At 51.4% G+C, this 14,150-nt stretch carries 12 protein-coding genes; 9 read left to right on the forward strand and 3 right to left on the reverse strand.

The features are described from left to right. Nucleotides 1–10 precede the first annotated feature (10 nt). The gene (gene betI / locus HUZ68_RS04820; protein ID WP_001301903.1) at nt 11–598 is read right to left on the reverse strand and encodes a transcriptional regulator BetI; all 588 of its coding nucleotides are present in this window, start codon (nt 596–598) and stop codon (nt 11–13) included. 128 nt (nt 599–726) lie between these two features. Here betI and betT point away from each other — a divergent pair, with 128 nt between their 5' ends. After that, nucleotides 727–2,760 (forward strand): choline BCCT transporter BetT, encoded by a 2,034-nt coding sequence (gene betT, locus HUZ68_RS04825; protein ID WP_000131044.1) that lies wholly within the window; start codon nt 727–729, stop codon nt 2,758–2,760. Nucleotides 2,761–3,635: 875 nt separating this feature from the next. Further along, nucleotides 3,636–4,724 (forward strand): DNA-binding transcriptional activator/c-di-GMP phosphodiesterase PdeL, encoded by a 1,089-nt coding sequence (pdeL, locus tag HUZ68_RS04830; RefSeq protein WP_001324749.1) that lies wholly within the window; start codon nt 3,636–3,638, stop codon nt 4,722–4,724. A 41-nt stretch (nt 4,725–4,765) separates the two neighbouring features. On the opposite strand, the gene HUZ68_RS04835 is transcribed toward pdeL, so the two are convergent. Together HUZ68_RS04835 and HUZ68_RS04840 are read right to left on the reverse strand one after the other, a co-directional pair. Then, nucleotides 4,766–5,698 carry a LysR substrate-binding domain-containing protein gene (locus HUZ68_RS04835; RefSeq protein WP_001084397.1) on the reverse strand — a complete coding sequence of 311 codons (933 nt, stop codon included), beginning with the start codon at nt 5,696–5,698 and terminating at the stop codon, nt 4,766–4,768. A 91-nt stretch (nt 5,699–5,789) separates the two neighbouring features. Beyond that, nucleotides 5,790–6,287 carry a DUF1097 domain-containing protein gene (locus HUZ68_RS04840; protein ID WP_001013880.1) on the reverse strand — a complete coding sequence of 166 codons (498 nt, stop codon included), beginning with the start codon at nt 6,285–6,287 and terminating at the stop codon, nt 5,790–5,792. A gap of 257 nt (nt 6,288–6,544) precedes the next feature. Between HUZ68_RS04840 and HUZ68_RS04845 the strand changes: the two genes are divergently transcribed. From HUZ68_RS04845 to HUZ68_RS04875, 7 genes are read left to right on the forward strand one after another with little or no spacing between them, the layout of a single operon-like run. Next, nucleotides 6,545–7,150, forward strand: coding sequence for an ankyrin repeat domain-containing protein (locus HUZ68_RS04845; protein WP_000023636.1), 606 nt, complete (start codon nt 6,545–6,547; stop codon nt 7,148–7,150). A 39-nt stretch (nt 7,151–7,189) separates the two neighbouring features. Then, entirely contained in the window at nt 7,190–8,053 is an 864-nt protein-coding gene (locus HUZ68_RS04850) for an oxamate carbamoyltransferase subunit AllH family protein (protein WP_021577046.1), read from the forward strand. Continuing rightward, nucleotides 8,043–9,590: an acyl-CoA synthetase FdrA gene (gene fdrA / locus HUZ68_RS04855; RefSeq protein ID WP_239594049.1), complete on the forward strand. Its 1,548-nt coding sequence runs from the start codon at nt 8,043–8,045 to the stop codon at nt 9,588–9,590. The genes HUZ68_RS04850 and fdrA overlap by 11 nt, the downstream gene beginning before the upstream one ends. After that, on the forward strand, nt 9,590–11,008 hold the full coding sequence (locus HUZ68_RS04860) for a YlbE family protein (RefSeq protein ID WP_001612464.1): 1,419 nt from the start codon (nt 9,590–9,592) through the stop codon (nt 11,006–11,008). Before fdrA ends, HUZ68_RS04860 begins: the two co-directional genes overlap by 1 nt. A gap of 49 nt (nt 11,009–11,057) precedes the next feature. Beyond that, nucleotides 11,058–11,492, forward strand: a complete 435-nt coding sequence (locus HUZ68_RS04865; RefSeq protein WP_080030305.1) for a hypothetical protein — start codon at nt 11,058–11,060, stop codon at nt 11,490–11,492. A 31-nt stretch (nt 11,493–11,523) separates the two neighbouring features. Continuing rightward, a complete protein-coding gene (locus HUZ68_RS04870; RefSeq protein WP_239594051.1) occupies nt 11,524–12,474 on the forward strand; it encodes a carbamate kinase family protein in 951 nt (316 codons plus the stop codon). Nucleotides 12,475–12,483: 9 nt separating this feature from the next. Then, a complete protein-coding gene (locus HUZ68_RS04875) occupies nt 12,484–13,866 on the forward strand; it encodes an amidohydrolase family protein (RefSeq protein WP_021577050.1) in 1,383 nt (460 codons plus the stop codon). Nucleotides 13,867–14,150: the final 284 nt, after the last annotated feature.

The following is a 14,150-nucleotide window of genomic DNA, read 5'->3' on the forward strand; positions in this document are numbered from 1 at the left end:
GTCTCCTCGGTTAATCGGTGGGTAAATGCTGAGTAATAAAGTGACGGGTCAGCGAGTGTGCGAGAGGTTTATCCAGCGGTTTGCCGCTCAGTGCCGCGCGCAGCCATAATCCGTCAATCAGTGCGGCAAGGCCGTAGCCCGCTTCCTGTGCCTGGTGGCGCGGCAATTCGCGGCGAAACTCGCTCACCAGATTCGACAGCAAGCGGCGGCTGCTGACCTGCTGTAAACGATAGAGCATCGGCTGATGCATACTGCTGGCCCAGAACGCCAGCCAGGCTTTCATCGCCGCACTGCTCACCTGCGTTTCATCGAAGTTTCCGCCAACAATCGCCTGTAATCGCTGCTCTGCACTGCCCTGCGGAAGTGCATGTAATCGATTCAAAACCGCGTCACGCAGCTGACTGGTGATATCGCGCATGGTTGCTTCCAGCAGACCATTTTTGTCCCTGAAATAGTGGCTGATGATCCCCGTAGAAACGCCTGCACGGCGGGCGATCTGCGCGATCGTTGCATCGTGCATGCCCACTTCATTTATTGCTTCCAGTGTGGCGTCGATCAGTTGTCTGCGCCGGATCGACTGCATCCCCAATTTGGGCATTTTCGCCACTCCATTCATCAGCGTTGTTTATCTATTAAAGCGGTTATTGATTGGACGTTCAATATAAAATGTGTCTTAATTGTTACGAATTTGATTTTAAATGGTAACAATAACAGTGGGGATACTGGATGACAGACCTTTCACACAGCAGGGAAAAGGACAAAATCAATCCGGTGGTGTTTTACACCTCCGCCGGACTGATTTTGTTGTTTTCCCTGACAACGATCCTGTTTCGCGACTTCTCGGCCCTGTGGATTGGCCGCACGCTGGACTGGGTTTCTAAAACCTTCGGTTGGTACTATCTGCTGGCGGCAACGCTCTATATTGTCTTTGTGGTCTGTATCGCTTGTTCGCGTTTTGGTTCGGTGAAGCTCGGGCCAGAACAATCCAAACCGGAATTCAGCCTGCTGAGTTGGGCGGCGATGCTGTTTGCTGCCGGGATCGGTATCGATCTGATGTTCTTTTCCGTAGCCGAACCGGTAACGCAGTATATGCAGCCGCCGGAAGGCGCGGGACAGACGATTGAGGCCGCGCGTCAGGCGATGGTCTGGACGCTGTTTCACTACGGCTTAACCGGCTGGTCGATGTATGCGCTGATGGGCATGGCGCTCGGATACTTTAGCTATCGTTATAATTTGCCGCTCACCATCCGCTCGGCGCTGTACCCGATCTTCGGTAAACGGATTAACGGGCCGATAGGTCACTCAGTGGATATTGCAGCGGTGATCGGCACTATCTTCGGTATTGCCACTACGCTCGGTATCGGTGTGGTGCAGCTTAACTATGGCTTGAGCGTACTGTTTGATATTCCCGATTCGATGGCGGCAAAAGCGGCACTGATCGCCTTGTCGGTGATAATCGCCACTATCTCGGTGACATCCGGTGTCGATAAGGGCATTCGCGTGTTATCGGAGCTTAATGTCGCGCTGGCGCTGGGATTGATCCTGTTCGTGTTGTTTATGGGCGACACTTCGTTCCTGCTTAATGCACTGGTGCTGAATGTTGGCGACTATGTGAATCGCTTTATGGGCATGACGCTCAACAGTTTTGCCTTCGACCGTCCAGTTGAGTGGATGAATAACTGGACGCTCTTCTTCTGGGCATGGTGGGTGGCATGGTCGCCGTTTGTCGGCTTGTTCCTGGCGCGTATCTCGCGTGGGCGTACCATTCGCCAGTTCGTGCTGGGTACGTTGATTATTCCGTTTACCTTCACGCTGTTATGGCTCTCGGTGTTCGGCAATAGCGCGCTGTATGAAATCATCCACGGCGGCGCGGCATTTGCAGAGGAAGCGATGGTCCATCCGGAGCGCGGCTTCTACAGCCTGCTGGCGCAGTATCCGGCGTTTACCTTTAGCGCCTCCGTCGCCACCATTACTGGCCTGCTGTTTTATGTGACCTCGGCGGACTCCGGGGCGCTGGTGCTGGGGAATTTCACCTCGCAGCTTAAAGATATCAACAGCGACGCCCCCGGCTGGCTGCGCGTCTTCTGGTCGGTGGCGATTGGCCTGCTGACGCTCGGCATGCTGATGACCAACGGGATATCCGCGCTGCAAAACACCACGGTGATTATGGGGCTGCCGTTCAGCTTTGTGATTTTCTTCGTGATGGCGGGGTTGTATAAATCTCTGAAAGTAGAAGATTACCGCCGTGAAAGTGCCAACCGCGATACCGCGCCGCGACCGCTGGGGCTTCAGGATCGCCTGAGTTGGAAAAAACGTCTCTCGCGCCTGATGAATTATCCGGGCACGCGTTACACTAAACAGATGATGGAGACGGTCTGTTACCCGGCAATGGAAGAAGTGGCGCAGGAGCTGCGGTTGCGCGGCGCGTACGTGGAGCTAAAAAGCCTGCCGCCGGAAGAGGGACAACAGTTGGGGCATCTGGATTTGTTGGTGCATATGGGCGAAGAGCAAAACTTTGTCTATCAGATTTGGCCGCAGCAATATTCGGTGCCGGGCTTTACCTACCGCGCACGTAGCGGTAAATCGACTTACTACCGGCTGGAAACTTTCCTGTTAGAAGGCAGCCAGGGCAACGACCTGATGGACTACAGCAAAGAGCAGGTGATCACCGATATTCTTGACCAGTACGAGCGGCACCTTAACTTTATTCATCTCCATCGTGAAGCGCCGGGCCATAGCGTGATGTTCCCGGACGCGTGATTGTTATTGCATAAAACCGCGCCATGTTTGCATATGGCGCGGTTTCTCTTACCTCTTGATACGTTATATCTGTACGGTTAAGCCCTTAGTATCGATTGATGATTGCCAGGCAACAGATAATAAAAAAGAAAAGAACTATTGAAGCCCAAAACCTACATTTGGACTGTTGTGAATGTTCAATAAGCTTAGTCTTATTTAATGTAAATATTGGTGCTAATTTGAAATGACGCTTTATTCATGGGGAACGCGTAGCGCAAATCAACTAAAATCAATGTAACCGTTTGTTGTATAAGGTTTAATTGTCTGTGTCTGATATTTTATTGATTGTTTTAAATATTGTTTTTATTGTCATTGTTATAATGTTGGCTATCTATTGCTGAATGGATTCAGTCTTAAAAGGCAGGTTGTTAAGGGATAGGCATAGAGTAATGACGTGTATGCATAACCAACATCTTTACTCATTATGTCATTGAATGTTGACGCTATGTGTTTATGAGGTTGAGGTATTTTCAGTTGATCTGGATTGTTAAATTCATATAATGCGCCTTTACTCATGAGTGGGCATCAATACGTAGTGGGAAATTATAAATATCGAAATAGTCCAACTACTTCTTTATTACCAAAAATGAGTATCTGAATTTTAATATTGCATTCTTGCGTGATTATCTCCTGAGTTTGACTTGTGATTACCTTTTTAAGGTATTTAGCGTAACTGTTTTTGAGCGAGCATCAGAGGTAAAGATAATCTTCTTGATAGTGATGTGGGATGTTATACGTATGGCATCGCTAATGTTTATGGTTACCCCTTATGTGTGCTCAGGAATCCACAGGTAATCACTCATACTGAACAGCGATAAAAGATAAAAGGTGTGTTCATGAATTCATGTGATTTTCGTGTTTTTCTGCAAGAGTTCGGTACAACGGTTCATTTGTCATTGCCTGGTAGCGTATCCGAGAAAGAACGACTGCTACTCAAGCTGCTGATGCAGGGAATGTCTGTAACAGAAATATCACAGTACAGAAATCGCAGTGCAAAGACAATTTCACATCAAAAGAAACAGCTCTTTGAGAAACTGGGGATTCAGAGCGATATTACTTTCTGGCGCGATATTTTCTTTCAGTACAATCCGGAGATCATATCCGCCACGGGTAGTAATAGTCATAGATATATTAATGATAATCACTATCACCATATCGTCACGCCTGAAGCCATCAGTCTGGCGTTGGAAAACCACGAATTCAAACCGTGGATCCAACCGGTTTTCTGCGCGCAGACTGGGGTACTGACGGGCTGTGAGGTGCTTGTCCGCTGGGAACATCCACAAACGGGAATTATCCCACCGGATCAGTTTATTCCTCTGGCGGAGTCATCCGGTCTTATTGTCATAATGACCCGCCAACTGATGAAACAGACTGCGGATATTCTGATGCCGGTAAAACATTTGCTGCCGGATAATTTCCATATTGGTATCAACGTCTCGGCGGGTTGTTTTTTGGCCGCGGGATTTGAAAAAGAATGCCTGAACCTGGTCAAGAAATTAGGAAACGATAAAATCAAACTGGTTCTCGAGCTAACGGAACGTAACCCTATTCCGGTAACGCCAGAAGCCAGAGCGATATTTGACAGCCTTCATCAGCACAACATTACCTTTGCGCTGGATGACTTTGGTACGGGTTATGCGACCTATCGTTATCTGCAGGCGTTTCCGGTCGATTTTATTAAAATTGACAAGTCGTTTGTGCAAATGGCGAGTGTCGACGAAATATCCGGTCATATTGTGGACAATATTGTCGAACTGGCGCGTAAGCCTGGTCTGAGTATCGTGGCGGAAGGGGTAGAAACCCAGGAGCAGGCGGATTTAATGATCGGTAAAGGCGTTCACTTTTTGCAGGGCTATTTGTACTCTCCGCCAGTACCGGGTAATAAATTTATCTCTGAATGGGTAATGAAAGCAGGTGGTTAATGTAAACCGCTATTCACAGCGCATCGGGAGGTTGGCAGCGATTAATTCTCCCGATGCAGTAAATCCTGATAGATCCCCGTTAATATGCCATTCGGCGCAAATTGTTTTTTAATCCACTGCGTCACCTGACCCGTAGCAGAATGCTGAGTCGCCAGCAACATGCGCGAATCCTGGCGCGGATTATGGATTTGTCGGGTAACCAGCAGGGATTGCGCCATCGCCTCACGGACCATGTAATCCGGCAAAAAACCAATTCCTTCACCTAAAATCTGGCACTGACATTTGGTGTTGAAATCTGGCACCAGAATCGACTCCTGCCCATGCAGCAACCAGCCCACTTTTTTATTAATCGTATGCGCGGTGTCCTCCACCATGATATTAGGGTAGAGACGCAGCTGGCTTTCGGCGATGGGTTCCGGCACAAAGGCTAACGGGTGATCCGGGGCGATAGCAAAAGCCCAGCGAATCGCGCCAATTTCAGTGTAATCAATACCGCCGCCGTCCAGTAGTGTATCGGGTGCGCCGATGGCGATATTGGCCTGATTATTAATAATCGCATCCCAGACGCCGTTATACACTTCGGTCGTCACGGTAATCTGGCAGGTAGGAAACTGCTTTTTCAGCACCTGTAATAAGCGCGCGGTGTGTTTGGGCGTATAAAGCAGCTGATTAATACAAATGCGCACACGCGCTTCTATGCCCTGCGAAATAGTATCTATGCTACGTTTGATGGCATAAAAATCATTCAGCAGGTCGGTAGCTTTGCGGAAAAAATAACGCCCGGACTCCGTTAACTCAATGCTGCGGGTACTGCGAGTGAACAGCACCACATCCAGCCCCGTCTCCATACGCTTAATGGTGTAGCTAATGGCGGAAGTGGTTAAACCCAACTCTTCTGCGGCTTTACTGAAGCTGCCAAAACGCGCAGCGGTAGTAAATGCCAACAGATTCTCTTCGGTAAAAATTGAGTTCATTAAACCATTCCCGCCATTATCTACTATGAATTTCTCCAGCTATGACTGTAGAGGTATCGGTTAAAGATAGATAATCATTTTTGAATAACTTTTAATACCCGTCGCGTTTAGTCGTCGCTTCGCTTAATTTTTGTCCACCATATTCTGAAATTATCCCCACGCAGTTACCCGCCAGAAAACCCAGTAATGTCACCGTCCAGTTCATACCGCTGGCAAAAAACAGCGTCATGCCGAGAAAGCCACCGGGAATAAATGACAGTAACCAGAAACGCCCTTGCCAGACCACCACCGCCGAGAAGGGTACGGTAGTAATTACGCTCGCCCAGAACGCGGACAGTCCACTTACAGAGGCCAGCCAACCAGCAGCCAGCGCGGCGAAAAACGCCCACACCATCCCGGAATAATTAACCGCCAGACTTCTGATAAACCCCGATTTACCGCCGCCTGCGGCATAAAAACTGCAAAAGGCGACGAAGCCAATGGTTCCTAATAATTCCCATCCCTGAGAGAGCCCGACATGTGAAGACACTAACTGCCAAAGCCCTGCACAAATACCGACGGTGACACCCGTTGCCGTGAGTCCGTTCATCTTGTTCCCCTCTGGTTAGACATGGACGAAAGCTACTCTTACATGTGCAGACTATAGAGAAATAAAACCTGATTGAGTGAAAGGGTATCGGGTCAAAGAAACAAATATTGCACTACCGCACACTGCGAAAAGATTGTTGAACATCATTCAACAAAAAGGCGAAATACGGCGAATTAAATTTAAGCGGGTTCTTTTATCAGATTATCGTTGCTATTCTCAATTCATCGAAAACAGCCACAAAAACCAGGGGAATGTGAATGAGTATAAAAAATCTACCTGCCGACTATTTATTGGCTGCACAACAGGGTGATATCGATAAAGTAAAAACCTGCCTTGCGCTGGGTGTCGATATTAATACCTGCGATCGTCAGGGGAAAACGGCAATTACGCTGGCAAGTTTATATCAGCAATATGCTTGCGTTCAGGCATTAATTGATGCCGGAGCGGATATTAATAAGCAAGATCATACCTGTTTAAATCCTTTTTTAATTAGCTGTCTGAACGATGATTTAACGCTACTACGAATTATTTTACCGGCTAAACCTGATCTTAATTGCGTAACCCGTTTTGGCGGTGTCGGCCTGACGCCTGCCTGTGAAAAAGGCCATTTAAGTATTGTAAAAGAGCTTTTGGCGCATACGGAAATTAACGTTAACCAGACCAACCATGTAGGCTGGACGCCGCTACTGGAAGCGATTGTGCTTAATGATGGCGGTATTAAACAGCAGGCGATTGTCCAGCTATTGCTGGAACACGGTGCCAGTCCGCACATGACGGATAAATATGGCAAAACGCCGCTGGAACTGGCGCGGGAACGGGGCTTTGAAGAGATTGCTCAGTTGCTGATTGCCGCAGGTGCATAAACCGGGAGGCTTGCTATCAACACACCAGAAAAACGGTGTGTGTGGGCGCTAACTGCGGATGCGGATTTTCTGGCGCAGCGGGGGCAAGGACAGGTTGAACAGGTCTTTGCCAGAGCGGTAAATATCGCACTCCCGGCTCGCCAGCAGTTGCTGACGCTGCTTTGTGAAGAGTACGACAATGCGCCAAACAGTTGTCGGTTGGCACTCACTCACTTTGATGGTCTGTTTCGGCATGGTGATAAGGTTCAGTTTGACGATCAAGGCATTACGGTTGGTCAACATCTTCATATAGAGATGAGTCGTTGTCGGCGTTGGCTGTCCCCAACTTTGCAAATGACCGCTGAAAATTTTCACCTTATCGCCTGGCAACAGTGGTACGACATTATTCATCAGCACCTGGGGGAAAATGAAACCCTGTTTAATTATCGCGGCGATAATCCGTTTTATCAGGCATTAAATAAAGAATTACATATTAAACGACAGGCAGTTATTCAGGCCGTAAACGATAAACAAAATATCGCCTCAGCGGTCGCTAATATGATGGGGTTAGGGATTGGCCTTACGCCATCAGCCGACGATTATCTGACCGGGCTGGTACTTATTTTATTTATTTGTGGGCATCCGGCAGAAAAATACAAAGAGGAATTTTATCTCGGTTTGCAACGCGGCAGAAAAAATACCACGTTATTAAGTGCTATTACGCTGGAGGCCGCATTACAACAACGCTGCCGGGAAAATATTCATCGTTTTATTCACAATATTATTTATGACATCCCTGGGAACGCAACTCAGGCAATAGAAAAAATTAAACATATTGGCTCCAGTTCCGGCTGCGACATGCTGTATGGCATGGCCGATGGTTGTGCGCTGAGCCAAACCTACGGAGGGAATTATGTCAGTTAAAATAGTCATTAAACCGAATACCTATTTTGATTCTGTCTCGCTGATGTCTATCTCCACGCGTGCAAATAAACTCGACGGCGTCGAGCAGGCATTTGTGGCGATGGCGACCGAAATGAACAAAGGTGTGCTGAAAAATTTAGGACTGCTGACGCCGGAGCTGGAACAGGCGAAAAACGGCGACCTGATGATTGTCATCAATGGTAAATCGGGTGCGGACAATGAGCAGTTGCTGGCGGAGATTGAAGAACTGTTCAACACCAAAGCGCAAAGCGGCTCGCACGAGGCGCGTTACGCCACTATTGCCAGCGCCAAAAAGCATATCCCGGAAAGTAACCTGGCGGTGATTTCGGTCAACGGTCTGTTTGCCGCTCGCGAAGCGCGTCAGGCGCTGCAAAACGATCTCAACGTGATGCTGTTTTCCGATAACGTCTCAGTTGAAGATGAACTGGCGCTCAAGCAACTGGCCCACGAAAAAGGGCTGCTGATGATGGGGCCAGACTGCGGCACGGCGATTATCAACGGTGCGGCGCTCTGCTTTGGTAACGCCGTGCGTCGCGGCAACATCGGTATTGTTGGCGCATCCGGCACCGGCAGCCAGGAGCTGAGCGTCCGCATTCATGAATTTGGTGGCGGCGTTTCACAACTCATCGGCACCGGCGGGCGCGACCTGAGCGAGAAAATCGGCGGCCTGATGATGCTCGACGCCATCGGGATGCTGGAAAACGATCCGCAAACTGAAATTATCGCGCTGATTTCAAAACCTCCCGCGCCTGCGGTGGCCCGTAAAGTGCTGGAACGCGCCCGCGCCTGCCGCAAGCCGGTGGTGGTCTGCTTCCTCGGTCGTGGCGAAACGCCAGTGGATGAGCAGGGGCTACAGTTTGCCCGCGGCAGCAAAGAGGCGGCGCTAAAAGCGGTGATGCTCTCCGGCGTGAAACAAGAACATCTCGACCTGCATACCCTGAACCAGCCGTTGATTGCGGATGTGCGTGCGCGTCTGCAACCGCAGCAGAAATACATTCGTGGCCTGTTCTGCGGCGGCACGTTGTGCGACGAAACCATGTTCGCGGTGATGGAAAAACATGGCGATGTCTACAGCAACATTCAGCCCGATCCGGAATTCCGCCTGAAAGATATCAACCGCAGCATCAAACACACCTTCCTCGACTTTGGCGATGACGACTTCACCAACGGCAAGCCGCATCCAATGATTGACCCCACCAACCGCATCAGTCGCTTGATCGAAGAGGCGCACGATCCAGAAGTGGCGGTGATCGTGATGGATTTTGTGCTCGGATTTGGATCGCATGAAGATCCGGTCGGCTCCACCATCGAGGCGATCAAAGAAGCGAAAGCGATCGCCGCTGCCGAAGGACGCGAGTTGATCATTCTCGCCTATGTGCTGGGTACCGATCTTGATACGCCATCGTTAGAACAACAAAACCAGATGCTGCTTGATGCCGGAGTGATTCTGGCGAGCAGCAGCACCAATACCGGATTGCTGGCGCGTGAATTTATCTGCAAAGGGGAGGAAGCCTGATGAGCCAGTCACTGTTTAGCCAACCATTGAACGTTATTAACGTCGGCATCGCCATGTTTAGCGATGACCTGAAAAAGCAGCATGTAGAAGTGACTCAACTCGACTGGACGCCGCCGGGGCAGGGCAATATGCAGGTGGTGCAGGCGCTGGATAACATTGCCGATTCGCCGCTGGCAGACAAAATCGCCGCCGCTAACCAGCAGGCGCTGGAGCGCATTATCCAGTCGCATCCGGTGCTGATTGGTTTTGATCAGGCGATTAACGTGGTGCCGGGCATGACGCCGAAAACCATTCTTCACGCCGGGCCGCCGATCACCTGGGAAAAAATGTGCGGCGCGATGAAAGGCGCGGTCACCGGAGCGCTGGTGTTCGAAGGACTGGCGAAAGATCTCGACGAGGCGGCTGACCTGGCGGCTTCCGGGGAGATCACCTTCTCGCCGTGTCACGAGCACGACTGCGTGGGATCGATGGCGGGTGTTACCTCGGCCTCGATGTTTATGCACATCGTAAAAAACAAAACCTACGGCAACATCGCTTATACCAACATGAGCGAGCAGATGGCGAAGATTTTGCGTATGGGCGCTAACGACCAGAGCGTGATTGACCGCCTGAACTGGATGCGTGATGTGCAGGGACCAATACTGCGCGACGCGATGAAAATTATCGGCGAAATCGATCTGCGCTTAATGCTGGCGCAGGCGCTGCATATGGGCGATGAGTGCCATAACCGCAATAACGCCGGGACGACGCTGCTGATTCAGGCGCTGACGCCGGGGATCATTCAGGCAGGTTATTCCGTCGAGCAACAGCGCGAAGTGTTTGAGTTTGTTGCCAGTAGCGATTACTTCTCCGGCCCGACGTGGATGGCGATGTGTAAAGCGGCGATGGATGCGGCGCACGGCATTGAATACAGCACCGTGGTCACCACCATGGCGCGTAATGGCGTCGAGTTCGGCCTGCGGGTCAGCGGCCTGCCGGGGCAGTGGTTTACCGGCCCGGCGCAGCAGGTCATCGGCCCGATGTTTGCCGGTTATAAGCCGGAAGATTCAGGGCTGGATATCGGCGACAGCGCCATCACTGAAACCTACGGCATTGGCGGATTTGCCATGGCGACCGCGCCTGCAATCGTTGCGCTGGTGGGTGGCACGGTGGAAGAGGCTATCGATTTCTCCCGTCAGATGCGCGAAATCACCCTTGGCGAAAACCCCAACGTCACCATTCCGCTGCTCGGTTTTATGGGCGTGCCGTCGGCAATCGACATCACCCGCGTGGGTAGCAGCGGCATTCTGCCAGTGATCAACACCGCCATCGCCCATAAAGATGCGGGCGTCGGCATGATTGGTGCGGGCATTGTGCATCCACCTTTTGCCTGCTTCGAGAAAGCCATTCTTGGCTGGTGCGAACGTTACGGCGTCTGACCTACATGTTCATGCCGGATGCGGCGTGAACGCCTTATCCGGCCCACGAATGGAACGAGAATCTGTAGGCCTGATAAGCGTAGCGCATCAGGCATTTGTCACCATTGCCGGATGCGGCGTGAACGCCTTATCCGGCCTACAAGTGGCGCAAGAATTTGTAGGCCTGATAAGCGTAGCGCATCAGGCATTTGTCACCATTGCCGGATGCGGCGTGAACGCCTTATCCGGCCTACGAATGGCGCAAGAATCTGTAGGCCTGATAAGCGTAGCGCATCAGGCATTTGTCACCATTGCCGGATGCGGCGTGAACGCCTTATCCGGCCTACGAGTGGCGCGAGAATCTGTAGGCCTGATAAGCGTAGCGCATCAGGCATTTGTCACCATTGCCGGATGCGGCGTGAACGCCTTATCCGGCCCACGAGTGGCACGAGAATTTGTAGGCCTGATAAGCGTAGCGTATCAGGCAATTTGGCGTTGGTCATAACCCCATCACCCTCTGTAGCGGACATAACAACATGAAAGAACTTGTGGTCGTTGCCATTGGTGGCAACAGCATTATCAAAGATAACGCCAGCCAGTCGATTGAGCATCAGGCGGAGGCGGTGAAAGCCGTCGCCGATACGGTGCTGGAAATGCTGGCTTCCGATTACGACATTGTGCTGACCCACGGCAACGGGCCGCAGGTCGGGCTGGATTTACGCCGTGCGGAGATTGCCCACGAGCGCGAAGGGCTCCCCTTAACGCCGCTGGCGAACTGTGTGGCAGATACGCAGGGCGGCATCGGCTATCTGATCCAACAGGCGCTGAATAACCGGCTGGTGCGTCACGGTGAGAAAAAAGCCGTCACCGTGGTGACTCAGGTGGAAGTGGATAAAAACGATCCGGGATTTGCCCATCCCACCAAGCCCATCGGCGCATTCTTTAGTGACAGCCAGCGTGACGAATTACAAAAGGCAAACCCTGACTGGCGTTTTGTTGAAGATGCCGGACGGGGCTATCGCCGCGTGGTCGCCTCGCCGGAACCGAAACGTATTGTCGAAGCACCCGCCATTAAGGCGCTGATCCAACAAGGCTTTGTGGTGATTGGCGCGGGCGGCGGTGGAATTCCGGTAGTGCGTACTGAAGCGGGGGATTACCAAAGCGTGGACGCGGTTATCGACAAAGATCTCTCTACCGCGCTGCTGGCCCGTGAAATTCACGCCGACATTCTGGTGATCACCACCGGCGTGGAAAAAGTGTGTATTCATTTTGGCAAACCCGAGCAGCAGGCGCTCGATCGGGTGGATATTGCCACCATGACTCGCTATATGCAGGAAGGACATTTCCCGCCCGGCAGCATGTTGCCAAAAATCATCGCCAGCCTGACGTTCCTGGAACAGGGCGGTAAAGAAGTGATTATCACCACGCCGGAATGCCTGCCCGCGGCGCTGCGTGGCGAAACGGGCACCCATATTATTAAAACGTAAGGACGTAAGATGAAAGAAAGCAATAGCCGCCGTGAATTTCTGAGCCAGAGCGGTAAGATGGTCACCGCCGCCGCGCTGTTTGGTACGTCTGTGCCGCTCGCCCATGCGGCAGTCTCTGGCACAACCCACTGCGACGCGAATAACACCATGAAAATCACTGACCCGCATTACTATCTCGACAACGTGCTGCTGGAAACTGGATTTGACTACGAAAATGGCGTGGCGGTGCAGACCCGCACGGCGCGCCAGACCGTGGAGATTCAGAACGGCAAAATTGTCGCGCTGCGCGAGAATAAGCAGCACCCGGATGCCACGCTGCCGCACTATGATGCTGGCGGTAAGCTGATGCTGCCCACCACCCGCGACATGCATATTCATCTCGACAAAACGTTTTACGGCGGGCCGTGGCGCTCGCTCAATCGCCCGGCAGGCACCACCATCCAGGACATGATCAAACTCGAGCAGAAAATGCTGCCGGAGCTGCAACCGTACACTCAGGAGCGGGCAGAAAAACTGATTGATTTATTGCAGTCGAAAGGCACCACCATTGCCCGAAGCCACTGCAATATCGAACCGGTTTCCGGCCTGAAAAATCTGCAAAATTTGCAGGCGGTGCTGGCGCGACGTCAGGCGGGCTTTGAGTGTGAAATCGTCGCCTTCCCGCAGCACGGTTTGCTGCTGTCGAAATCGGAACCCTTAATGCGTGAAGCAATGCAGGCGGGGGCGCATTACGTCGGCGGCTTGGACCCGACCAGTGTTGATGGCGCGATGGAAAAATCCCTCGACACCATGTTCCAGATTGCGCTGGACTACGACAAAGGCGTCGATATTCACCTGCACGAAACCACTCCGGCAGGCGTGGCAGCCATCAATTATATGGTTGAAACGGTAGAGAAAACGCCGCAACTGAAGGGCAAGCTGACCATCAGTCACGCCTTCGCGCTGGCTACGCTCAACGAACAACAGGTAGATGAACTGGCGCACCGGATGGCGGCGCAGCAAATTTCTATCGCCTCGACGGTGCCGATTGGCACGCTGCATATGCCGCTCAAACAGTTGCACGACAAAGGCGTAAAAGTGATGACTGGCACTGACAGCGTTATCGACCACTGGTCGCCTTATGGTCTGGGCGACATGCTGGAAAAAGCCAATCTGTACGCGCAGCTCTATATTCGTCCTAACGAACAGAACCTCTCCCGTTCGCTGTTTTTAGCCACTGGAGATGTATTGCCGCTCAACGGAAAAGGCGAGCGTGTGTGGCCAAAAGCGCAGGATGACGCCAGCTTTGTGCTGGTGGACGCCTCCTGTTCTGCCGAGGCGGTGGCGCGTATCTCGCCGAGAACCGCAACGTTCCATAAAGGGCAACTGGTGTGGGGGAGTGTGGCAGGTTGATGCGCATTTGAAACGCCTGCAACGGTGAATAGTAAGAGATTTAAGCCCCAGGGAGTGGAGCGGGAATGGTTTGCTAATGAATGATCCTGAACTTTATAATCTCCCGGCATAATTTCCAGGGGATTATTTGAGAGAAATACACAAAAGTGAGTTTTAACAAAGGTATTTATCAGGCCATAAATGTGACCTGCTTCGGATAAAAAAGATTCAGTATCGAAAAACCAATGATACTCTTGCTGATGGTTACCAACAGTAATTAAGATGTGATTTGTTTTTCCGTAATC

The organism is Shigella dysenteriae, from assembly GCF_022354085.1.
GTDB lineage: Bacteria > Pseudomonadota > Gammaproteobacteria > Enterobacterales > Enterobacteriaceae > Escherichia > Escherichia coli.

Excerpts from the sequence above, each read along its gene's own strand:
- HUZ68_RS04870 (WP_239594051.1), top strand. The coding sequence starts at position 11,524 with ATGAAAGAACTTGTGGTCGTTGCCATTGGTGGCAACAGCATTATCAAA.
- betI (WP_001301903.1), bottom strand. The coding sequence starts at position 598 with ATGCCCAAATTGGGGATGCAGTCGATCCGGCGCAGACAACTGATCGAC.
- HUZ68_RS04860 (WP_001612464.1), top strand. The coding sequence starts at position 9,590 with ATGAGCCAGTCACTGTTTAGCCAACCATTGAACGTTATTAACGTCGGC.
- HUZ68_RS04845 (WP_000023636.1), top strand. The coding sequence starts at position 6,545 with ATGAGTATAAAAAATCTACCTGCCGACTATTTATTGGCTGCACAACAG.
- HUZ68_RS04865 (WP_080030305.1), top strand. The coding sequence starts at position 11,058 with ATGGAACGAGAATCTGTAGGCCTGATAAGCGTAGCGCATCAGGCATTT.
- HUZ68_RS04835 (WP_001084397.1), bottom strand. The coding sequence starts at position 5,698 with ATGAACTCAATTTTTACCGAAGAGAATCTGTTGGCATTTACTACCGCT.
- betT (WP_000131044.1), top strand. The coding sequence starts at position 727 with ATGACAGACCTTTCACACAGCAGGGAAAAGGACAAAATCAATCCGGTG.
- fdrA (WP_239594049.1), top strand. The coding sequence starts at position 8,043 with ATGTCAGTTAAAATAGTCATTAAACCGAATACCTATTTTGATTCTGTC.
- pdeL (WP_001324749.1), top strand. The coding sequence starts at position 3,636 with ATGAATTCATGTGATTTTCGTGTTTTTCTGCAAGAGTTCGGTACAACG.
- HUZ68_RS04840 (WP_001013880.1), bottom strand. The coding sequence starts at position 6,287 with ATGAACGGACTCACGGCAACGGGTGTCACCGTCGGTATTTGTGCAGGG.
- HUZ68_RS04875 (WP_021577050.1), top strand. The coding sequence starts at position 12,484 with ATGAAAGAAAGCAATAGCCGCCGTGAATTTCTGAGCCAGAGCGGTAAG.